The sequence below is a fragment of the Streptomyces sp. PL-29 genome, assembly GCF_058344425.1.
Map to the genome: position 1 here is coordinate 3,905,415 of NZ_CP136996.1, position 20,527 is coordinate 3,925,941.

Annotated in this window: 21 protein-coding genes; 10 read left to right on the plus strand and 11 right to left on the minus strand. The window is 71.7% G+C overall.

Features of this window, described 5'->3' with window-relative positions:
• Positions 1–38: 38 nt before the first annotated feature.
• The 5 genes from R4Z63_RS17915 to R4Z63_RS17935 are packed head-to-tail and all read right to left on the minus strand — an operon-like array spanning position 39 to position 5,456.
• On the minus strand, positions 39–848 hold the full coding sequence (locus R4Z63_RS17915; RefSeq protein WP_037921197.1) for a type III pantothenate kinase: 810 nt from the start codon (positions 846–848) through the stop codon (positions 39–41).
• Positions 849–851: 3 nt separating this feature from the next.
• Entirely contained in the window at positions 852–1,820 is a 969-nt protein-coding gene (nadC, locus tag R4Z63_RS17920) for a carboxylating nicotinate-nucleotide diphosphorylase (RefSeq protein ID WP_037921199.1), read from the minus strand.
• A 2-nt stretch (positions 1,821–1,822) separates the two neighbouring features.
• Entirely contained in the window at positions 1,823–3,559 is a 1,737-nt protein-coding gene (locus R4Z63_RS17925) for an L-aspartate oxidase (RefSeq protein WP_384455471.1), read from the minus strand.
• Complete coding sequence (gene panC / locus R4Z63_RS17930; RefSeq protein WP_384455474.1) at positions 3,556–4,548, minus strand: pantoate--beta-alanine ligase; 993 nt, start codon at positions 4,546–4,548, stop codon at positions 3,556–3,558. Before panC ends, R4Z63_RS17925 begins: the two co-directional genes overlap by 4 nt.
• Positions 4,545–5,456: a Rossmann-like and DUF2520 domain-containing protein gene (locus R4Z63_RS17935; RefSeq protein WP_384455477.1), complete on the minus strand. Its 912-nt coding sequence runs from the start codon at positions 5,454–5,456 to the stop codon at positions 4,545–4,547. Before R4Z63_RS17935 ends, panC begins: the two co-directional genes overlap by 4 nt.
• A 108-nt stretch (positions 5,457–5,564) precedes the next feature.
• Here R4Z63_RS17935 and R4Z63_RS17940 point away from each other — a divergent pair, with 108 nt between their 5' ends.
• The 7 genes from R4Z63_RS17940 to R4Z63_RS17970 all read left to right on the plus strand — a co-directional run bounded on the left by R4Z63_RS17940 (position 5,565) and on the right by R4Z63_RS17970 (position 9,870).
• A complete protein-coding gene (locus tag R4Z63_RS17940; protein WP_384455480.1) occupies positions 5,565–6,701 on the plus strand; it encodes a threonine aldolase family protein in 1,137 nt (378 codons plus the stop codon).
• Between the two features lie 241 nt (positions 6,702–6,942).
• Entirely contained in the window at positions 6,943–7,128 is a 186-nt protein-coding gene (locus tag R4Z63_RS17945; protein WP_037921209.1) for a DUF397 domain-containing protein, read from the plus strand.
• A gap of 84 nt (positions 7,129–7,212) precedes the next feature.
• Positions 7,213–7,800: a hypothetical protein gene (locus R4Z63_RS17950; RefSeq protein WP_037921210.1), complete on the plus strand. Its 588-nt coding sequence runs from the start codon at positions 7,213–7,215 to the stop codon at positions 7,798–7,800.
• Positions 7,801–7,903: 103 nt separating this feature from the next.
• On the plus strand, positions 7,904–8,071 hold the full coding sequence (locus tag R4Z63_RS17955) for a hypothetical protein (RefSeq protein WP_030027391.1): 168 nt from the start codon (positions 7,904–7,906) through the stop codon (positions 8,069–8,071).
• A gap of 222 nt (positions 8,072–8,293) precedes the next feature.
• Positions 8,294–8,824, plus strand: coding sequence for a BlaI/MecI/CopY family transcriptional regulator (locus R4Z63_RS17960; RefSeq protein WP_384455484.1), 531 nt, complete (start codon positions 8,294–8,296; stop codon positions 8,822–8,824).
• A gap of 11 nt (positions 8,825–8,835) precedes the next feature.
• Positions 8,836–9,366, plus strand: a complete 531-nt coding sequence (locus R4Z63_RS17965) for an amino-acid N-acetyltransferase (RefSeq protein WP_037921215.1) — start codon at positions 8,836–8,838, stop codon at positions 9,364–9,366.
• Between the two features lie 165 nt (positions 9,367–9,531).
• Positions 9,532–9,870, plus strand: coding sequence for a histone-like nucleoid-structuring protein Lsr2 (locus R4Z63_RS17970; RefSeq protein ID WP_037921217.1), 339 nt, complete (start codon positions 9,532–9,534; stop codon positions 9,868–9,870).
• Here R4Z63_RS17970 and R4Z63_RS17975 read toward each other — a convergent pair.
• Positions 9,849–10,421, minus strand: a complete 573-nt coding sequence (locus tag R4Z63_RS17975) for an SCO3374 family protein (protein ID WP_052030521.1) — start codon at positions 10,419–10,421, stop codon at positions 9,849–9,851. The genes R4Z63_RS17970 and R4Z63_RS17975 overlap by 22 nt on opposite strands.
• 474 nt (positions 10,422–10,895) lie before the next feature.
• On the opposite strand from R4Z63_RS17975, the gene R4Z63_RS17980 reads away from it, so the two are divergent.
• Entirely contained in the window at positions 10,896–13,421 is a 2,526-nt protein-coding gene (locus R4Z63_RS17980) for an ATP-dependent Clp protease ATP-binding subunit (protein ID WP_037921221.1), read from the plus strand.
• 152 nt (positions 13,422–13,573) lie between these two features.
• Here the strand turns inward: R4Z63_RS17980 and R4Z63_RS17985 are convergent, their stop codons facing one another.
• Positions 13,574–14,566: a GlxA family transcriptional regulator gene (locus R4Z63_RS17985; protein ID WP_384456641.1), complete on the minus strand. Its 993-nt coding sequence runs from the start codon at positions 14,564–14,566 to the stop codon at positions 13,574–13,576.
• Between the two features lie 136 nt (positions 14,567–14,702).
• Here R4Z63_RS17985 and R4Z63_RS17990 point away from each other — a divergent pair, with 136 nt between their 5' ends.
• Complete coding sequence (locus R4Z63_RS17990; RefSeq protein ID WP_157840232.1) at positions 14,703–15,389, plus strand: hypothetical protein; 687 nt, start codon at positions 14,703–14,705, stop codon at positions 15,387–15,389.
• A 450-nt stretch (positions 15,390–15,839) separates the two neighbouring features.
• The gene (locus tag R4Z63_RS17995; protein WP_037921230.1) at positions 15,840–16,424 is read left to right on the plus strand and encodes a M23 family metallopeptidase; all 585 of its coding nucleotides are present in this window, start codon (positions 15,840–15,842) and stop codon (positions 16,422–16,424) included.
• Between the two features lie 91 nt (positions 16,425–16,515).
• Here R4Z63_RS17995 and R4Z63_RS18000 read toward each other — a convergent pair whose 3' ends face one another.
• Genes R4Z63_RS18000 through R4Z63_RS18015 form a run of 4 tightly spaced genes read right to left on the minus strand, consistent with a single transcriptional unit; the run spans position 16,516 to position 20,475 of the window.
• Positions 16,516–17,703 (minus strand): LamG-like jellyroll fold domain-containing protein, encoded by a 1,188-nt coding sequence (locus tag R4Z63_RS18000; protein WP_384454806.1) that lies wholly within the window; start codon positions 17,701–17,703, stop codon positions 16,516–16,518.
• A 54-nt stretch (positions 17,704–17,757) separates the two neighbouring features.
• Positions 17,758–19,098, minus strand: a complete 1,341-nt coding sequence (gene cseC, locus R4Z63_RS18005; protein ID WP_037921232.1) for a two-component system sensor histidine kinase CseC — start codon at positions 19,096–19,098, stop codon at positions 17,758–17,760.
• A complete protein-coding gene (gene cseB / locus R4Z63_RS18010) occupies positions 19,095–19,808 on the minus strand; it encodes a two-component system response regulator CseB (RefSeq protein ID WP_037921234.1) in 714 nt (237 codons plus the stop codon). The genes cseC and cseB overlap by 4 nt, the downstream gene beginning before the upstream one ends.
• 34 nt (positions 19,809–19,842) lie before the next feature.
• Positions 19,843–20,475 carry a hypothetical protein gene (locus R4Z63_RS18015; protein WP_384454802.1) on the minus strand — a complete coding sequence of 211 codons (633 nt, stop codon included), beginning with the start codon at positions 20,473–20,475 and terminating at the stop codon, positions 19,843–19,845.
• Positions 20,476–20,527: the final 52 nt, after the last annotated feature.

Here is a 20,527-nt window from a genome sequence, read left to right on the forward strand (position 1 = left end):
GACCGCACCCACGGGGTACGGCCCCGGTCCCGGCAGCGTCATTGGAAGTTCGGTGCGTTGCGCTGGTAGACCAGCCGCAGCCCGATCAGCGTCAGCCACGGCTCGTGGTCGTCGATCACCGACGACTCGCCCAGCACCATCGGGGCCAGGCCGCCGGTCGCGATGACCCGGACGTCCTCCGGATCCCCGTGTGGCCCGGCCAGCTCTTTGGCCATCCGGGCCACGACCCCGTCGACCTGGCCCGCGAAGCCGTAGATCACGCCCGACTGCATCGCCTCGACCGTGGACTTGCCGATCACGTGGCGCGGCCGGGCCAGCTCGATCTTGCGCAGCTGGGCGCCCCGTACGCCGAGTGCCTCCATCGAGATCTCTATCCCCGGGGCGATCACCCCGCCCACGTACTCACCCTTGGCGGACACCGCGTCGAAGGTGGTCGCCGTACCGAAGTCGACGACGATCGCCGGCCCGCCGTAGAGCTCGACCGCCGCGACCGCGTTGATGATGCGGTCCGCGCCGACCTCCTTCGGGTTGTCCATCAGGATCGGCACGCCCGTCTTGATGCCCGGCTCCACCAACACCGCCGGCACGTCGCCGTAGTAGCGCCGGGTGACCTCGCGCAGCTCGTGCAGGACCGACGGCACCGTCGCGCAGATCGCGATGCCGTGGATCCCGTCGCCGAGCTCGCTGCCGAGCATCGGGTGCATGCCCATCAGGCCCTGCATCAGCACGGCCATCTCGTCGGCCGTGCGCCGCGGGTCGGTCGAGATGCGCCAGTGCTCGACGATCTCGTCACCGTCGAACAGGCCCAGGACCGTATGGGTGTTGCCCACATCGATGGTGAGGAGCACCGGTTACACCGCCTCGCGCAGATCGAGACCGATGTCCAGGATCGGCGAGGAGTGGGTCAGCCCGCCGACCGCCAGGTAGTCCACCCCGGTCTCCGCGTACGCCCGGGCGGTGTCCAGGGTCAGCCGGCCCGAGGACTCCAGCACCGCGCGGCCGGCCACCAGCGTGACGGCCTCCTCGGTCTCCGGGACCGTGAAGTTGTCCAGCAGGATCAGGTCCGCGCCCGCGTCCAGGACCTCGCGTACCTGGTGCATCGTGTCGACCTCGACCTCGATCGGGACCTCCGGGAACGCCTCGCGCACCGCGGTGAAGGCCTGCGCGACGCCGCCCGCGGCGACCACGTGGTTGTCCTTGACCAGCGCCGCGTCCGAGAGGGACATGCGGTGGTTGACGCCGCCGCCGCAGCGGACCGCGTACTTCTCCAGCGAGCGCAGGCCCGGCGTGGTCTTGCGGGTGTCGCGGACCCTGGCCTGCGTGCCCTCCAGGACGTCCGCCCAGCGGCGGGTGGCCGTCGCGATGCCCGAGAGCCGGCACAGGATGTTCAGCGCGCTCCGCTCGGCCGTCAGCAGGTCTCGGGTGCGGGCGCGGACCGACAGCAGCACCTCGCCGGCCTTGACGGTGTCACCGTCCTCCGCGTGCCGTTCCACCTCGAAGGCCTCCGTGCACACCACGGAGAACACCGCCTCGGCGATGCGCAGGCCCGCCACGACGCCGTCCTCGCGGGCGACGAAGTCGGCGATGGCCTCGGCGTCCTCGGGGACCGTGGCCACGGTGGTGACGTCCACGCCTCCGTCGAGGTCCTCGGAGAGCGCCATGTGGGCGATGTCCTCGACCTCGATCGGGTCCAGGCCCGCGTCCGCGAGCAGCTGGGCCAGCGCCGGGTCGAGGCCGCTCTCCTCGCCGTCGCCGCAGGCGCAGTCGTCGCCGCAGCCGCCGTCGTTCTGGTCGATGAGGGGAAGTTCGGGGGTGCTCACGGTCACTGCTCCAGGCTCGGGGTGCTCAGGGGGTGCGCGGACGGGAAGTCCGCGGAGTCGGTGGGTACGACGACCAGGGCCCGCTTCTCGGTGTCCGAGAGCCGGACCACGAGGTGGCGGCGCCACCGGGCATCGTCCCGGTCCGGGTGGTCCTCGCGCCAGTGGCAGCCGCGGGTCTCCTCGCGGCGCCGTGCGGCGGCGACCAGGACCCGCGCCACGCACAGCAGGTTCGTGGCCTCCCAGGTGTCCACACCGGGTTCGGCGGTCTTGCCGTGTGCTTCGAGATCGTTCAGGGCGGTGGCGTACAGCCCTTCGAGGGCCTCGGCCGCCGCCGCCAGCGAGCGGGCGGAGCGGAGCACGCCCGCGCCGTCCGTCATGATCCGCTGGACCTCGTACCGGGCCCCGGCGGGCTGCAGCGGACCGGTCGAGGGCACCGGGACGCCGGGGCCGCCGCCGCCGTACTCCTGCGCGGCGATGTCCTCGGCGATCCGCTCGGCGAAGACCAGCCCCTCCAGCAGGGAGTTGGAGGCCAGCCGGTTCGCGCCGTGCACGCCCGTGCAGGCGACCTCGCCGCAGGCGTACAGGCCGGGGACGGTCGTGCGGCCGTGCAGGTCGGTCCGGACGCCGCCGGAGGCGTAGTGCGCGGCGGGCGCCACCGGGATCGGCTCGGTCACCGGGTCGATGCCGTGCGCGCGGCAGGCGGCCAGGATCGTCGGGAAGCGCTGCTCCCACATCCGCGCACCGAAATGCCGGGCGTCCAGGTACATGTGCTGTGCGCCCTGCTCCTGCATGCGGCGCATGATGCCCTTGGCGACGATGTCGCGCGGGGCCAGCTCGGCCAGCTCGTGCTGACCGACCATGAAGCGCACGCCGTCGGCGTCGACGAGGTGGGCGCCCTCGCCGCGGACGGCCTCCGAGACCAGCGGCTGCTGGCCCTCGGCGTCCGGGCCCAGGAACAGCACCGTCGGGTGGAACTGCACGAACTCCAGGTCGGAGACCTCGGCCCCGGCGCGCAGCGCGAGCGCCACACCGTCGCCCGTGGACACCGAAGGGTTCGTCGTGGCGGAGAAGACCTGGCCCATGCCGCCCGTCGCGAGGATCACGGCGGGCGCATGGACGGCGCCGACGCCGTCGTGCTGGCCCTCGCCCATGACGTGCAGGGTGACACCGGCCGTACGGCCCTGCGCGTCCTGGAGGAGGTCGAGGACGAGCGCGTTCTCCACCGTCTCTATGCCCGCGGCGTGCACGGCCTCGACCAGCGCCCGCGAGATCTCGGCGCCGGTGGCGTCGCCGCCCGCGTGCGCGATCCGCCTGCGGTGGTGGCCGCCCTCCCGGGTCAGCTCGATCTCACCGGTCTCGGCGGAGGTGTCGAAGACCGCACCGGTGTCGATCAACCGGCGTACCGCGTCCGGGCCTTCGGTGACGAGCAGTCGTACGGCCCCCTCGTCGCACAGGCCGGCGCCCGCGACCAGGGTGTCGTCGAGGTGCTGCTCGGGGCTGTCGCCCTCGCCGAGGGCCGCGGCGATGCCGCCCTGGGCCCAGCGGGTGGAGCCGTCGTCGAGCCGGGCCTTGGTGACCACGACGGTACGGCGGCCCGCGGCCGCGCAGCGCAGCGCGGCGGTCAGACCCGCCACACCGGAGCCGACGACCACGACGTCGGCGTCGAGGGACCAGCCGGGCGCCGGCGCGTGCAGCCGTATGCCGGTGCTGCCGACGGGGCCTCTGGCAGGGGTGCTCACGAGTGTGCTCCGAATTCCAATGGGATGTTGTCGATCAGCCGGGTCGTGCCGACCTTCGCGGCGACGGCCAGCACGGCCCGCCCGGTGAAGTCGGGACCGGCCTCGGTGAAGTCCTGCGGGTCCACCAGCGCCAGGTAGTCCAGCACGAGCGGCGGCTCCGAGCGGGCCGCGTCGTCCAGCACGTGGCTGGCCGCGGCCCGGACCGCGTCCGGCAGGCCCGCGCAGGCCGCCGAGACGGCGTGGGCGTCGGCCGAGGCGCGGATCTCGCCCAGCCGGGCCAGAGCGGTGGCGCGCTCGTCGGTGGCCGGGGCGGCCTCGGCACGGGCCCTCAGCGCCGCCTGCGCGGCGAGCCGGTCGCGGCCGGCGAACAGCGCCCGGGACAGCGCCAGGGCGGTCTGCCGGTCCGCGGGGGAGAGATAGCGGTTGCGGGACGACAGCGCCAAGCCGTCCTCCTCGCGGACGGTCGGTACACCGACCACCTCGACGGGAAAGTTCAGGTCGGTCACCATCCGCCGGATCAGCGCCAGTTGCTGCGCGTCCTTCTGGCCGAAGAGGGCCAGGTCGGGGCGGGTCAGGTGGAGCAGTTTGGCGACGACGGTCAGCATCCCGTCGAAGTGGCCCGGGCGGGTGGCCCCTTCGAGCCGCTCGCCCATCGGGCCGGCGCTGATCCGCACCTGCGGGTCGCCGCCCGGGTAGACCTCGTCGACCGCGGGGGCGAACACCGCGTCGGCGCCCGCCTCTTCGGCGAGCGCCAGATCCGCGTCGAGGGTGCGGGGGTAGCGGTCGAGGTCCTCACCCGCCCCGAACTGCAGCGGGTTGACGAAGACGGTGACGACGACCTGCCCCTCGGGCCCGGCCTGCTCCCGGGCCGCGCGGATCAGGGTGGCGTGACCCTCGTGGAGGGCGCCCATGGTCATCACCACGGCCCGCCGCCCGGTGCGCGGCAGCTTGTGCAGCTCGTCGGCGGTGTGCAGCAGCAGCTCGGTCACTGATCGCCCCCGTCAGGGTCCGTGTCGGCGAGAACGCCGAGCAGGTCCTCGGCGAGTTCGGGCTTGAGCAGACCGTGCGCGAGGGCCCGGTCGGCAGTGGTGCGGGCCATGGCCAGGTATCCGGCGAGCGTGCCCGGCGCGTGCCGGCGCAGCTCCGCTACGTGCGCGGCGACCGTCCCCGCGTCACCGCGGGCCACCGGCCCGGTCAGGGCCGCGTCGCCGGAGCGCAGGGCGTTGTCGAGGGCCGCGCCGAGCAGCGGGCCGAGCATCCGGTCGGGGTGCGCGACCCCCGCCTTGCGCAGCAGCTCCAGCGACTGGGCGACCAGCGTGACCAGGTGGTTCGCACCGAGGGCGAGGGCCGCGTGGTACAGCGCGCGGCTCTCCTCCGCGACCCACTCGGGCTCCCCGCCCATCTCGATGACCAGGGCCTCGGCGGCCAGCCGCAACTCGTCGGGGGCGGTGACGCCGAAGGAGCAGCCGGCCAGCCGCTGCACGTCGACCTCGGTTCCGGTGAAGGTCATCGCGGGGTGCAGGGCCAGCGGCAGGGCGCCCGCGCGGCGCGCCGGGTCGAGCACGGAGGTCCCGTACCGGCCCGAGGTGTGCACGAGGAGCTGGCCGGGCCGGACCGCTCCGGTCTCCGCGAGTCCCTCCACGAGCGCGGGGAGCGCGTCGTCGGGGACGGTCAGCAGGACCAGGTCGGCCAGTTCCAGCACCTGGGCGGGCGGCACCAGCGGAACGTCGGGCAGCATGCGCGCGGCACGGCGCACGGATGCGTCGGAGACGCCCGACACGGCGACGGGACGGTGGCCCGCCTGCTGGAGCGCACGGGCCAGCGCGGGGCCGACCCGGCCCGCCCCGACGACGCCGACGGCCAGCCGGGCAGGGCGTGGCTGCTGTGATGGATTCACGCGGGGAATGCCTTCCGTTCCAGTCCGCAGGGGTACCGGACGTTACGCCGCCATGCTAGCCCGTGGGGCTCTTGGCCGGTCGGGGACGAGGGGCGAGGATCAGGGGCCATGAGCGACAGCGACGACGAAACGCGACGCACGGCCCGGCTCGTGGCCGCCTGGCGGGCGGCCGACCGGACCCTGACCCGCAGTCCGCGCGAGGCGACGCTGGGTGAGTCGCTGGCGCGGCTCGCCCAGGGCCCGTACGACCACGACATGGACGCGCCGGCCGACCTCTACGGCGACGGGATCGTCGAGGAACTGGAGCGGCGGGTCGCGGAGCTGCTCGGGACGCAGGACGCCGCCTTCTTCCCCAGCGGCACGATGGCGCAGCAGGTCGCGCTGCGCTGCTGGGCCGGCCGGACCGGGAACCCGGTCGTCGCGCTGCACCCGATGAGCCACCCGGAGATGTGGGAGGGCGAGGCCCTGTCGGTGGTCTCCGGGCTGCGGGTGGTGCACCCGACGACCGAGGCGCGCCAGCCGACCGCGCAGGAGGTCGAAGAGGTCCGCGAGCCCTTCGGCACGCTGATGCTGGAGCTGCCGCTGCGCGAGGCCGGGTTCCTGCTGCCCACCTGGGAGGAGCTGCGGGCGGTGGTGGAGGCGGGACGGGAGCGGGAGGCGGTGATCCACTTCGACGGCGCCCGGCTGTGGGAGTCCACCGTCCGCTTCGGCCGCCCGCTTCCGGAGATCGCCGGGCTGGCCGACTCGGTGTACGTCTCGTTCTACAAGTCGCTCGGCGGCCTGAGCGGGGCGGCCCTGGCCGGGCCGTCGGATTTCGTGGAGGAGACCAGGGTCTGGCGCCACCGCTACGGGGGCCAGATCTTCCGACAGTTCCCGCAGGCCCTGGCCGCGCTGGCCGGACTCGAACGGGAGCTCCCGCGGCTGCCGGCGTACGTGGCCCAGGCACGAATGGTCGCCCGGGCTCTGCGCGAGGCCCTCGGGAAGGCCGGCGTCCCCTGGGCGCGTGTCCACCCCGAGGAGCCGCACACCCACCAGTTCCAGGTATGGCTGCCCCACGACCCGGACCGGCTGACGGAAGCGGGCCTGCGGCAGGCGGAGGAGACCGGCACGGTCTTCTTCCGCCGCTGGTCGGCCGGGGGGCCGCCGGGCCTTGCGGTGACCGAGCTGGAGGTCACCGAGCCGGGCCTGTCCTGGACGGAGTCCGAGGTCCACGAGGCGGTCTCGGCCTTCGTGGCCCGGATCTGACGCCGCCCGGCCGCGGCCGGAAGCGGCTCCCGCCGCGGCCGGGAACGGCCCTTGCCGGGGCCTGGAACGCTTCCCTGCCGGGGTCGGGCGAATCGGCCCCGACTGCGCGGAGCCGTACCATCCGGACCCTCTCGGGGCAGCGGCGAAACGCCGAGTTGCGTGAAAGTCGCCGGTGAGGACCGGCCGCGGCGTTACCGTCCTTTGACCGCAATTACCGGCCACCGTGCCCGGAGGAGACACCATGACTGCTCAGCCCGCGTGGCGGAAGTCCTCGTTCTGCGGTGCCGGCGACGCCTGCGTCTACGTCGCCGTCGCCCCCGGCGCCCTCGTGAAGGTCGCCGACCGCGTCGACCCCGCCCACCTGGTCCTCGCCACCACCCAGGCCGCCTGGGCGGACTTCCTGCGCGCGGTCAAGGAGACCGGCTGAGGCCGGTGCCGACATCCGGCCGCGCCGCGCCGCACCCACCCCTCCTGAGGGGATTTTGTCCGATTAGCGCGTATCTTCGGCCCCATGCCCACGCCCTACGGATCCCGCGGCGGCATGGCGTTCAGCGCTGCTGAGCTGCACGTGCTCAGGCGTTCGCTCGCCCACGCCCTTCAGTCCTCCTCGGCCCCCTTGGCGGCCGAGGAGGTCCAGGACTGCCTGCGCCTCGCGCAGGCGGTGGACGAAGCGGCCCGGGAGGCGGGCCGGCTCAGAGCCTTCGTCCTGGACGATCTGGCCCGCTACCGGAACGCTCTGCCCGGCAGTCTCTCCGGCTACCTGGAGCTGCTCCGGGAGGCCCTCGCCGGCGGCTACGAGCCGGTCCCCGACGACCTCGCCGCCCTGCGCGCGCTCCGGTCCGATCCGGCTGCCGCCGCACTGCTGCAACGGGCCCGGGCCGTCGCAGAGCGTTCCGTACGGCGACGTCTGGCCACGGCCCGCGCACCACGCGCCCGCCGGCTGTCCCTGGCGGGCGGCCGGGAGGAGCCGCCGCGACCGGCTCCCGCGCCGCCCAAGGAGCGGCCGCGCCCCGAACGGCCCGTCCCCACTCCCGGCGAGGTCTTCCCGCCACGCCGCAAGCCCACCCCGCCCCCGGCGTCCGGGCTCGCCGTCGTGTGAGCGCGTCCGGCCGGAGCGGGCCGCGGGGCGGCGGCCCGGGGTGGCGGGGGTGCACCCCTCACCCACCCCGCCCGGCCGGGCTGAGTGTGGCTACGCTGGGGGCATGGACTACGTCTCCGCGCTCGTGCCCCCCTTCGTGATGGCCGCGTTCTTCATCGCCCTCGTCGTGACGATCGTGAAGAGCCAGGGCGGCTCCAACAAGTCCAAGGAGGACGCGGCGGTCGACGCCGTGATCGCCCGGGCCGAAGCCGCCCGCCAGCAGCAGAACTAGGCCGTCTCTTTCAGGTCGTGCCGGTTGAGCCCGCGGTGCGGTCCGATGCGCCTTGATCCGGCGCGGCCCGTCGCCTGACCCATAGGACACGTTCCGGGGCGCTCCGGGCGCGGAGCGCCTCCGCGCGGGCATGCGCCCGTATGGGCCGTGCGCCCGATTTCTGCCGCGCGTTGCCGGGTGAATGGTCGGGCAATTCCGCACAACCCGCACTATCGTGCTGTTGTGCCTCGCCCCTTGGGAGAACTCGAAGACGCCGTCATGACGCGGGTGTGGCAGTGGAACCGCCCGGTCACCGTTCGGGAAGTCCTGGAAGACCTCCAGCAGGAACGGTCCATCGCGTACACCACGGTCATGACCGTTATGGACAATCTCCATCAGAAGGGCTGGGTCCGGCGGGAAGCCGAGGGCCGCGCCTATCGGTATACCGCGGTCTCCACCCGCGCCGCCTACTCGGCCGCACTGATGAACGAAGCCTGGTCGACGAGCGACAACCCCGCCGCCGCTCTCGTCGCCTTCTTCGGCATGATGTCCGCGGAACAGCGCGAAGCCCTCCGGGACGCCGTCCGGGTCGTCCAGTACGACGACGAGTCCGGCGCCGAAGCCCCGGCGCAACCGCGCGCGGAAGCTCCCCTCGAACCGTCCGCCGAACCCGCCGCGCCGGCGGACGGCGATCCCGCTCCGGCGGAAGGCGACCCCGCTCCGGCAGAAGGCCAAGAGGAGTCCGCCGAGCACCCGGGTCCGGCGGGGCGATAGCGTCCGCAGCCATGGGAGAGTTTTCCTCTGCACATGCAGAAACAGTGACGATCCGCCGTGCCCGCACACGCGATGTTCCCGCGCTGCGCCGCCTCCTCGACCAGTACGTGCAGCAGCGGATCCTGCTCGACAAAGCGCCGGTCGTCCTTTACGAGGACATCCAGGAGTTCTGGGTCGCGGAACGCGACTCCGACGCACAGGTAGTGGGCTGCGGTGCACTCCATGTGATGTGGGAAGACCTGGCCGAGGTGCGCACTCTCGCCGTCGACCGCGACTTGAAGGGCGCCGGCGTCGGCCACCAGGTGCTCCGGCAGTTGTTGAGCACCGCCCGCACGCTCGGGGTGAGCCGGGTTTTCTGCCTGACCTTCGAAGTCGAGTTCTTCGCGAAGCACGGCTTCGTCGAGATCGGCGAGACCCCGGTCGACACCGATGTCTACATGGAGCTGTTGCGTTCCTATGACGAGGGCGTCGCCGAGTTCCTCGGTCTCGAACGAGTGAAGCCGAACACCTTGGGCAACAGTCGGATGCTTCTGCACCTCTGATCGATGGCCTCAGCTTTTCCGGCGCTCCGCGGTCCTGAGGCCTATGTCCGAATCGCGCACGTTTCCCGCCTCGTTGCGGTCCTGAACCTCTCCCGGGGGGTTTGTGTTTTCCAGGGAAAAGCGGTTTCCTTTCCGCGTACTGCTTTTCGATGAAAGGAAATCCCGGTGGCACAGAAGGTTCAGGTCCTTCTTGTCGACGACCTCGACGGCGGCGAGGCGGACGAGACCGTGACGTTCGCTCTGGATGGCAAGACCTACGAGATCGACCTCACCACCGCCAACGCTGAAAAGCTCCGCGGTCTGCTCGACCCGTACACCAAGGGCGGCCGCCGCACCGGTGGCCGCGCCACCGCGGCCCGCGCCAAGGGCCGCGCCTCCGCGGCGACCGGGAACCCGGACACGGCCGAGATCCGCGCTTGGGCCAAGGAAAACGGCTACAACGTGAACGACCGCGGACGCGTCCCGGCCGAGATCCGCGAGGCCTACGAGAAGGCCAAGGGCTGACGGACCCCTTGCGTACGCCGCCCCAGGCGCGCCCGGTGGCACTCCGTCGCCGCCGCCGCGACCAGGCGTACGAGATCGGGCCGGCGAGCGGGCCCTGCGGGCCGCCCGGGGCCCGGCAGGGCCGGCAGCAGCGCCTCACACCCCTGCTCGGGGGGTCGCAGCCACACAGCGGCCCCCCGGGGGCTTCCTCCGGGGGGCGGCCCCGGGGGTGCCGGGGCGGTGATCCGCCCGCCCTCACCCAGGGCGGTCAGATCCAGGGCGACCCCGCCCCACTCCAGCCAGTCGAGCAGCCCGTCGAGCTCCTCTGCGCTCCCCGGAGCCACCAGGAACCGCATCCGGCGACCCATCACGGCCACCGGACCCGTGGCGACCGGCCGGCGCAACAGCGCCGCCCCCGCGTCCGACGGCAGCTCCAGCACGTCGAAGCCGACGCCGGTCACGAGCTGGACCGGCGGCCCGCCCGTCACGGTCCACCCGAGCACCCTGCCGTACCAGGCGGCGTACGCGTCCTCCCCGGGCGCGACACGGGGCGGCGGGACGGTCGGCAGCACGGTTACGGGCATGTCCGGAGCAACTGCAGAAACGCTTCGGGGTTACGGTGGATGTGACGTTCCGCACTCACGGATGTGCGGAAAGTAAACGTTCGCGGCGGTGGAGTCCCACATTCGAGACGAAACTCTGTTCGCCCTCAGCGGAGGGAACCGGCGTCACCGGCATGGAGTGTCGGCCCGTACGGGTAAGACATTCCTAGTGGATCGGGGCGACACGCTGATTTGACCGGCTTCCGTTCGCCGTCGGCGTACACGCATGACGGGTATCTGCCTGGCCTGCGGGAACATCGTCTCGCACCATCGAGTTGGAGCAGTTGTCGGCTCTTCAAGCCGGTTTTCCCGCTGATGCAGGGGTGAGCCGTGGACGGATGTCGGCAGTTGGAATGAGCTGTCCCGCCCCACGGGACTAGCATGCGGAAGGACAGGGCGGGGACCGACCCCGAACTGCCCGACCGCTCTGAGGAGCGATAAACGATGTTCGAGAGGTTCACCGACCGCGCGCGGCGGGTTGTCGTCCTGGCTCAGGAAGAAGCCCGGATGCTCAACCACAACTACATCGGCACCGAGCACATCCTCCTGGGCTTGATCCACGAGGGTGAGGGTGTCGCCGCTAAGGCCCTGGAGAGCCTCGGGATTTCGCTCGAGGCTGTTCGCCAGCAGGTTGAGGAGATCATCGGTCAGGGCCAGCAGGCCCCGTCCGGCCACATCCCCTTCACCCCGCGGGCGAAGAAGGTCCTGGAGCTTTCGCTCCGAGAGGCCCTCCAGCTCGGCCACAACTACATCGGCACCGAGCACATCCTGCTCGGCCTGATCCGCGAGGGCGAGGGCGTCGCCGCCCAGGTCCTCGTGAAGCTGGGCGCCGATCTCAACCGAGTCCGGCAGCAGGTCATCCAGCTGCTCTCCGGCTACACCGGCGGAGGCAAGGAGTCGGCCACGGCCGGCGGCCCGGCCGAGGGCACGCCCTCGACCTCGCTCGTCCTGGACCAGTTCGGCCGCAACCTCACCCAGGCTGCCCGCGAATCCAAGCTCGACCCGGTCATCGGGCGCGAGAAGGAGATCGAGCGGGTCATGCAGGTGCTCTCCCGCCGTACGAAGAACAACCCGGTCCTCATCGGCGAGCCCGGCGTCGGCAAGACCGCCGTCGTCGAGGGACTGGCGCAGGCGATCGTCAAGGGCGAGGTCCCCGAGACCCTCAAGGACAAGCACCTCTACACGCTTGACCTCGGCGCCCTGGTCGCCGGCTCCCGCTACCGCGGTGACTTCGAGGAGCGCCTGAAGAAGGTGCTCAAGGAGATCCGCACCCGCGGCGACATCATCCTGTTCATCGACGAGCTCCACACCCTCGTGGGTGCGGGCGCCGCCGAGGGCGCGATCGACGCCGCCAGCATCCTCAAGCCCATGCTGGCCCGTGGTGAGCTCCAGACCATCGGTGCCACGACGCTCGACGAGTACCGCAAGCACCTTGAGAAGGACGCGGCCCTCGAACGCCGCTTCCAGCCGATCCAGGTGGCGGAGCCTTCCCTCCCCCACACGATCGAGATCCTCAAGGGCCTGCGCGACCGCTACGAGGCCCACCACCGCGTCTCCATCACGGACGAGGCTCTCGTCCAGGCGGCGACGCTGGCGGACCGCTACATCTCGGACCGCTTCCTCCCGGACAAGGCGATCGACCTGATCGACGAGGCCGGCTCCCGGATGCGCATCCGCCGGATGACCGCGCCGCCGGACCTCCGCGAGTTCGACGAGAAGATCGCGGCCGTGCGCCGGGACAAGGAGTCGGCCATCGACTCCCAGGACTTCGAGAAGGCGGCTTCTCTCCGCGACAAGGAGAAGCAGCTGCTCACGGCGAAGACCAAGCGCGAGAAGGAATGGAAGGCCGGCGACATGGACGTCGTCGCCGAGGTCGACGGCGAGCTCATCGCCGAGGTCCTCGCGACCGCGACCGGCATTCCCGTCTTCAAGCTCACCGAGGAGGAGTCCTCGCGACTGCTCCGCATGGAGGACGAGCTCCACCGTCGGGTCATCGGCCAGAAGGACGCCATCAAGGCGCTCTCCCAGGCGATCCGCCGTACCCGTGCCGGTCTGAAGGACCCGAAGCGCCCGGGCGGCTCGTTCATCTTCGCCGGTCCGTCCGGTGTCGGTAAGACCGAGCTCTCCAAGACGCTCGCCGAATTCCTCTTCGGCGACGAGGACGCGCTGATCTCCCTCGACATGTCGGAGTTCAGCGAGAAGCACACGGTTTCCCGACTCTTCGGCTCGCCCCCCGGTTACGTGGGCTACGAAGAGGGCGGCCAGCTCACCGAGAAGGTGCGCCGGAAGCCGTTCTCCGTCGTCCTCTTCGACGAGGTCGAGAAGGCCCACCCGGATATCTTCAATTCCCTTCTCCAGATCCTGGAGGACGGTCGCCTGACCGACTCCCAGGGCCGGGTCGTGGACTTCAAGAACACGGTCATCATCATGACGACCAACCTGGGTACCCGGGACATCTCGAAGGGCTTCAACCTGGGCTTCGCGGCGCAGGGCGACACGAAGACCGGCTACGACCGGATGAAGGCGAAGGTCAACGAAGAGCTCAAGCAGCACTTCCGGCCCGAGTTCCTGAACCGTGTCGACGACACGGTCGTCTTCCACCAGCTCACCGAGGAAGACATCATCCAGATCGTCGACCTGATGATCGCGAAGGTCGACGAGCGCCTCAAGGACCGCGACATGGGCATCGAGCTGAGCGGCGACGCCAAGCTCCTGCTCGCCAAGCGCGGCTACGACCCGATCCTGGGTGCCCGGCCGCTGCGCCGGACCATCCAGCGCGAGATCGAGGACGTGCTGTCGGAGAAGATCCTCTTCGGCGAGCTGCGGCCCGGTCACATCGTGGTCGTCGGCAAGGAGGGTGAGGGCGAGGAAGCCAAGTTCACCTTCCGCGGCGAGGAGAAGTCGGCCCTGCCGGACCTGCCTCCGATCGAGGCCACGGGTTCCGGACCGGACCTGTCGAAGGGCGCGTAACGCGTAGGTGCGACCGAGCACCACACAAGGGGCGGCCCCGGAACCTCACGGTTCCGGGGCCGCCCCTTTGGCGCGGTTGCCCGCGGGGGCGCCTCCGCACCGGGCGCGCGGGAGTGGGCGGGGCGGACCGGACCGGGCGGGGGCGCCCGGGGCTACCGGGTCCCCGGGCCGAAGCGCTGGCGGTAAGCCGACGGCGTGAGCCCGGTCTCGCGGCGCAGCACGGTGCGGAGGTTGGCCGGGGTGCCGAGTCCACTGCGGCGGGCGACGGCGTCGACGTGGGTGACCCCGTGTTCGAGGAGCCGGCGGGCGAGGGTGACGCGCTGCGCGGTCAGCCATGCGCGCGGGGTGGTGCCCAGTTGGGTGCGGAATCGCCGGTGCAGGGTGGTGGTGCTGACGGAAGCCTCGGCCGCGAGGTCCGCGACGCTGAGCGGGGCGTCCAGCCGCTCCTGTGCCCAGGCCAGCAGGGGTGCCAGTGACTCGTCGGGCAACTCGGGCATGGGGCGCTCGATGAACTGCTGCTGCCCGCCGTCGCGATGGGCGGGGAAGACCAGGCGGCGGCTGATGGTGTTGGCGGTCTCCGCGCCGTGGTCGCGGCGGATGATGTGCAGGCCGAGGTCGAGTGCGGCGGCGCTGCCCGCGGAGGTGAGGATGCTGCCGTCGTCGACGAAGAGGACGTCGGGCTGTACGTGGACGTCGGGGTAGCGGGAGCGCAGGAGTTCCGCGCACTGCCAGTGCGTGGTGGCCCGGCGGCCGTCGAGTACGCCGGCCTCGGCCAGGGCGAACGCGCCGGTGCAGAAGGAGACCAGTCGGGCGCCGCGCGCGTGGGCGCGGCGTATGGCGTCCAGCACGGCGGGGTGGCGGGGGCGGGTGACGTCCGGTCTGCTCGGGACGATGAGGGTGTCGGCGGCCTCGGCGGCTTCGAGGCCTGCCGTCTCGGTGAGGGTGAAGAAGCGGCCTCGCATCACCGCGCGGTCGCCCGGCGTGCAGAGCGCGAACGCGTAGAGGTCGCGCCCCAGTTCGGGCCGGGGCAGGCCGAAGAGTTCGGTGGCACAGCCCAGTTCGAACGGATTGGTGTTCTCGTCCACGAGGACCGCCACCCGGTGCGGGCGCGACCCCGCGGGACCGTGGAAGGATTCTTGCGGCATGTGCATGTTCTAGCACTCACGTACGGGGGCGGCGGCGCCCCAGAATGGCCGTCGAGCCGGCGCACCACCGCTGTCGCGGGTACGGACGACGCCCGCCGGCCCTCCTCTTCGACGACCACTGGAAGGAAACACGCGCATGCCATTAATCGGACGGGTACCGGTTCTTGCGGGGATCGCGGCCGGGATGCTGGTACTGGCCGCGACACCGGCCGCGGCGGCCCAGAGCCGCACCCTGACGCTGGAGGCCAGTGACCCGCTGGCGGCGAAGGCCTTGCAGATCTGCTACGACGTGCACCAGATCTCGCCGATGCCCTACTACGAGAACGACTGCAGGATCAGCTACGCCCCCTCCTCCTACCAGGCCGCCCCCGGGCCGGAGCACCAGGTGGGCGACCGCGTCCTCAACTACGCGTCCACCACGGTCACCCACACCCTGGCCTGGTCGGACACGGTCACGAGCTCGGACAGCTTCGAGGTGAGCTCGTCGGTGAAGTCCGCCGTCTGGGGCGCGGCGGAGGTCGCGGTGACCGCCAAGTACACCAAGACGTGGACGCGGTCGAGCACCGCCTCGCAGACGAACAGCCTGCCGGTTCCGGCCTGCAACGTGGGCTGGTTCAGCAGGGCGGCGGAGATGGGCACTGCCACCGGTGACCTGCGGCTCGACTTCGAGGCGGACACCAAGATCAGGAGCGGTACCAAGAAGAGGTACCGGCATGTCGTCGTCAAGAACAGTGTCTTCAGCGCGCCCACCGGGAAGAACGACCTGCTCATCGCCCGCTCCCGAGCGATGACGGCCGAGGAGCGCACCGGCTGCGCCTCCTGATGTCGGACGACCGCCCGCCGCCGGGGAGCCTCCCGGCGGCGGGCGGTCGGCGGAGGACCCGGCGCAGGCGTCCACCGCCGGACCCCGCCCGGCGGCCCGCACGACGTCCGCCGGCCCGGTGCGTGGTGCCCGTCACGTCCGGCCACGTCAGGGGCGCGGGTCCGGGGGCGCGGCCGGTGACAAGCCGCACAGGGCAAATCGGACATACTACGGGGTTTCGTAGATCGATAAGGCCCTTCCGGAGGGGTCGAGCCCCTGGAGAACCCCGTCAACGGGACACGTCACCCTGGCGCGCCTACGAGCCCCGGTAGTAAACGAGGACGTTTGGGGAACTCCGGACATCCGGGTTACCAAAGATGAGCCCACCCGGCACATGGCTGAGCGTGCCGGGTCACTTCATGCCCGAGACGGGCGTGAACGCCCCTGTCCCCGGCACCGGAGGTCTGCTCTATGTCCGCGAAGCGCGTCATCGCCCGTTCTACCCGTATCACCGTCGGCGCAACCCTCGGTGCTGTGCTGGCTCTCGGGGCCGGGACGACCGCCGCCTTCGCCGACGCCCCGCAGGCGGCTCCCGCCGCCGGTGCCGACGCCGCCGCGGCGGCGAAGAAGAAGGCCGGGCTGTGGGACAAGCCGCTGGAGAAGTACACGCTGTCCGCGACCTTCGGCAAGGGCGGCAGCATGTGGGCCCGCAAGCACTCCGGCCAGGACTTCGCCGTCCCGGTCGGCACCCCGGTGAAGGCCGCGGCCGCCGGTGTGGTCGTCAAGGCCGGCCCGAACGGCGGCGGTGACGGTCCCGCCTACGGCAACGCCATCGTCATCAAGCACGCCAACAACACGTACTCGCAGTACGCGCACCTGTCGAAGATCCAGGTCAAGGTCGGCCAGAAGGTCGCCGTCAAGCAGCGCATCGCCCTGTCCGGCAACACCGGCAACTCCAGCGGTCCGCACCTGCACTTCGAGATCCGGACCACCCCGAACTACGGTTCCGCCCTCAACCCGGTGGCCTTCCTGCGCACCAACGGCGTCACCATCTGACCCGTACCGAACACGTCGTGACCACGCCGACCGGCCCGTGAGGCCGGTCGGCGTCGCCGTGTCCGGGCAGGTCCGGGCAGGTCAGGGCAGGTCAGGTGAGCAGCCAGCCGTGGGTCGGCTTCGGCGCCGGCGAGAGCTTGCCCTGCTTGTAGCCGGCGGCCTGCTCCTCCGTGAACGCCATGTCGTAGACCTTGACGTTGTGCAGGCCGCCCTGCCACGGCCCGGTCCAGATGTTGTGGTGTCGGGACCGGCCGAGCTGGAGCGGGCCGGGCGCCTGCCAGATGGGCGGCACCTCGGTCTCACCGGCCTTCTTGCCGTCCACGTAGAGGGCGATCGCCTTCTTCTCCGCGTCGTACGTGGCCATCAGCAGGGTGGGCGTCTTGAAGACCTCCAGCCCCTCCGCCGTCACCGTCCGCGTGGTCGCGGCCGCGCCCTTGTCGCCCGTCTGGACACGGAAGATCCAGGCCTTCTTGCCCTTCACCTCGTTGACGCCCAGCTCGAAGGAGAAGGACTCCCCGTCGCCCTGGCTCATGACGATCCGCGATCCCTTGGTCGCGGAGCTGTAGGCGCGGGCCGTGAGCGTGAAGCTCTTGGTGACGTCGACCACCGGCTCGGCGGACTGGCCCCAGGAGTTCCCGTTGCCCCTGCCGACGACCTGGAAGCGCTTGCCCAGCGCGCCGACCTTCAGGTCGGAGCCCAACCGGATGCCGGTCTGGCCGTAGCTGTCGCGCAGCAGGGTGTCGTCACCCGCCACGGTGGCGGTGTACGCGGTCGGTGACTTGGAGTCCTCCGGCTCGGGCGAGACCGAGACCGAGGCCGAGGGCTGGGCGTCCTGCGCGTCGTCGCCGCGCATCAGGAAGAACGTTCCACCACCGGCGAGGAGCGCCAGCACGGTCACCGTGCCACCCAGCATCCACAGCTTCTTCCGGCGCCGCTCGGCATCGGAGCGCTCGGCCATGGCCTCCCAGTCCGGCTGCTGCGCCGCACCGGGTATGTCCGGGCCGGCCAGCCTCGTGAACCCCGGCGGGCCGGGCTGCTCGGGCTGGCTCGGAGTGCCCGCGGGCTGCCACTGCTGACCGCCCGGGTCCTGCTGGTAGGGGTTCGGCTGCTGCCCGGGGTGCGGATAGCCGTAGCCGCCGCTGCCGGCCGGATGGCCGTAGCCGCCGCCGGCCGGGTAGCCGTAACCGTCCCGGGCGGGCGGTCCCGGCGGGAACCCGTAACCGCTGCCGGGGGCGGGATCGGGCTGAGGGCTGCTCGGGGGATTCGTGCCGTCGGTCATGGCAGGGAAGCCTAGGACACGCACCTCGGGCGGGTACGGCCCGGTGCCCCTCCCTCAGCCCGGCGGCAGCTTCAGGACCGGGAAGCTGCCCGTCGCCGTCGGCGCGTGCTCCGGCAGCCACAGCACCGCGACGGCTCCGGCCGCCCCGCCGTCGGGCGTGCCCGGCGCCGTCACCGAGCGGTCCAGGACGCCCGGAGCCGCCACGTTGCGGAACGTCAACCGGGCGCCCAGCACCCGTGCCTGGCCCTCCGCGATGGTCAGGCCCAGCCCGTGCCCGACACCCGCGCGGTCCGTCGACCCGGTGCGGAACCGGCTCGGCCCCTCGCGCAGCAGCGCCTCGGGGAAGCCCGGCCCGTGGTCGCGGACCCGTACCACCCGCCCTTCGACGTCGACCTGGATCGGCTGCCTTCCGTACCGGGCGGCGTTGGCGAGCAGGTTGCCCAGGATCCGCTCCAGCCGCCGAGGGTCGGTGCTGACGACCTCGTCCGCGACGATCCGTACGGTCGCCTCCGGCATCAGCGCCTTCACGCGCCGGCTCACGAACTCGCCCAGTGCCACCTCCTGGAGCTCCGCCCGCTCCGAGGCGCTGTCCAGCCGGGCCACCTCCAGCACGTCCTCGACCAGCGCGCGCAGCGCCTGGGCACGGTCCCGGACCAGCTCCGTCGGCCGCCCCGGGGGCAGCAGTTCGGCGGCGGTGAGCAGGCCCGTCACCGGTGTCCGCAGCTCGTGCGCGATGTCCGCGGTCACCCGCCGCTCGGCCTCCAGCCGCTGCTGGAGCGCGTCCGCCATGGCGTCCACGGCCCGCGCGAGGTCGTCCGTCTCGTCGCGGACGACGCCGCCGACCGCGTCCCGCACCCGTACGTCGGGATCGCCGTGCGCCACCCGCTGGGAGGCCGCCGCGGCCTTGCGCAGCCGGCGCGAGATCTGGCCGCCGATCAGCACGCCGAGCGCCGAACCGGCGACCACGGCCGACAGACCACCGATGACCAGGGCCCGGTCCAGGTCGTTGAGCAGGTTCGTGCTCTCCCGGAAGGGCGTGTGCAGCGACAGCACCATGCCGTTCCCGAGCGGTACGGCGGCCCACACCTCGGGCAGCCCGTGCGGATGCTCCTGGATATAGGTCCCGCGCCGCCCCGACTGCGCCTTCTGCCGCAGCTCGGCGGGCAGTTCGGGGTCATTGAGCTTGGCCCCCATGGGGGGCTTGCGCCCGGCTTCGGCGTTGCGGGAGATGAACTGCACGCGCTCCAGCTGGACATCGCGCGCGCTCTCCAGCATCGAGACACGGGCCGCGCTGTGCACCACCAGACTCAGTGCGATCGTGACGAGGGCGCCCACGGCGGCGATGGCGAGCGTGATCTTCCAGCGGATCCCCGTACGGAGGGTGAACCGTCTCATGCTTTCAGCTTGTATCCGAAGCCCCGGACCGTTTCGATCCGGTCCTGTCCGATCTTGGTGCGCAGGCGCTGGACGTGGACGTCCACGACGCGCGTGTCGCCGCCCCAGTCGTAGTCCCAGACCCGCTCCAGGAGCCGGTCCCGCGACAGGACGGTGCCGGGCGCCGAGGAGAACTCCAGCAGCAGCCGCATCTCCGTCGGCGTCAGCGCCACGGGGGCGCCCGACCTGCGCACCTCCATGCCCTCGGTGTCCACTTCCAGGTCGCCGAAGGAGAGCACCCCGCGCTCCGCGTCCGGGTCGTGGTCGGAGCCGCCGCCGGCGCCGTTGTGCGGGCCTCCCGAATGGTCGAAGCGGCGCAGCACGGCGCGGATGCGGGCGACGAGCACCGAACCGTCGAAGGGCTTGGTGACGTAGTCGTCGGCGCCCGCCTCCAGGCCCAGCACGACGTCGATGCTGTCGGCGCGCGCCGACAGCATGATGACCGGGACGGTGGACTCGTCACGGATGCGGCGGCACAGGCTCACGCCGTCCATGCCGGGGACCATCACGTCCAGCAGGGCGATGTCGGGCCGGCGAGCGCGAAACGACTCCAGGCCCGACAGGCCGTCGGGCATGGCCGTGACCGTGAACCCGTCGCGCTCCAGCGCCAGGGTCGTGGCCTCACGGATGACGTCGTCGTCCTCCACGAACAGGACATGGGTCTCGGCCATGCGCAAGCCTCGCCTCGTTCTTCTTGCTCAGTGCTCAGTTCTTCTGACTCGTGGCCGGGGCGGGCTGGGCTCCGCCGTCGACCACGTTGCTGTACTCCGAGTGCACCCGGTCCTGCTCGGTGAACTCCTCTCCGTTCCAGCGGTACGTGACCACGTCCTCGCCGGACGGATAGGCGAGCGCGTCGCTCTTCCCGTAGACCTGCTTCGTGACCACCAGATCGCCCCGGTCGATCTCCGCGTAGACGGGGGGCTGTTCGTCCGCGAACACATTCTCGTACGTGCCGCCGTCCGCCCGGTACACGTAGGAGCCGCGGCCCAGGGCGTCGACGCAGGACAGCACGTTCACGACGATGTCCGCGACGGGACCGCCGGTGACCTTCCCGTAGCTGACGTCCACCGGGTACTCCTTGCCCGTGCAGGGCTTGAGGTCCCGCTTGACCTCGGAGCTGACCTTGGGGTCCGCCATGAGCAGCGCGACCGGATCCACCTTCTTGAAGGGGGTGCCGGACGCGGAGGCCGGAGAGGTGCCCGAGGAGGGGCCGGACGGCGCGGTCCTGGAGATGGTGTCGGTGCGGGCGGGGCCGCCGTCACGCAGACCGGTGCCGCCGGTGGCGCAGCCGACCGCGAACACGGCTGTGCCGACGAGGATGATGGTCCCCGCCGACATCAGCACCAGACTTCCCCTTCCCCCGAACACGGGGGGAGAGCTTCTGCCCTTC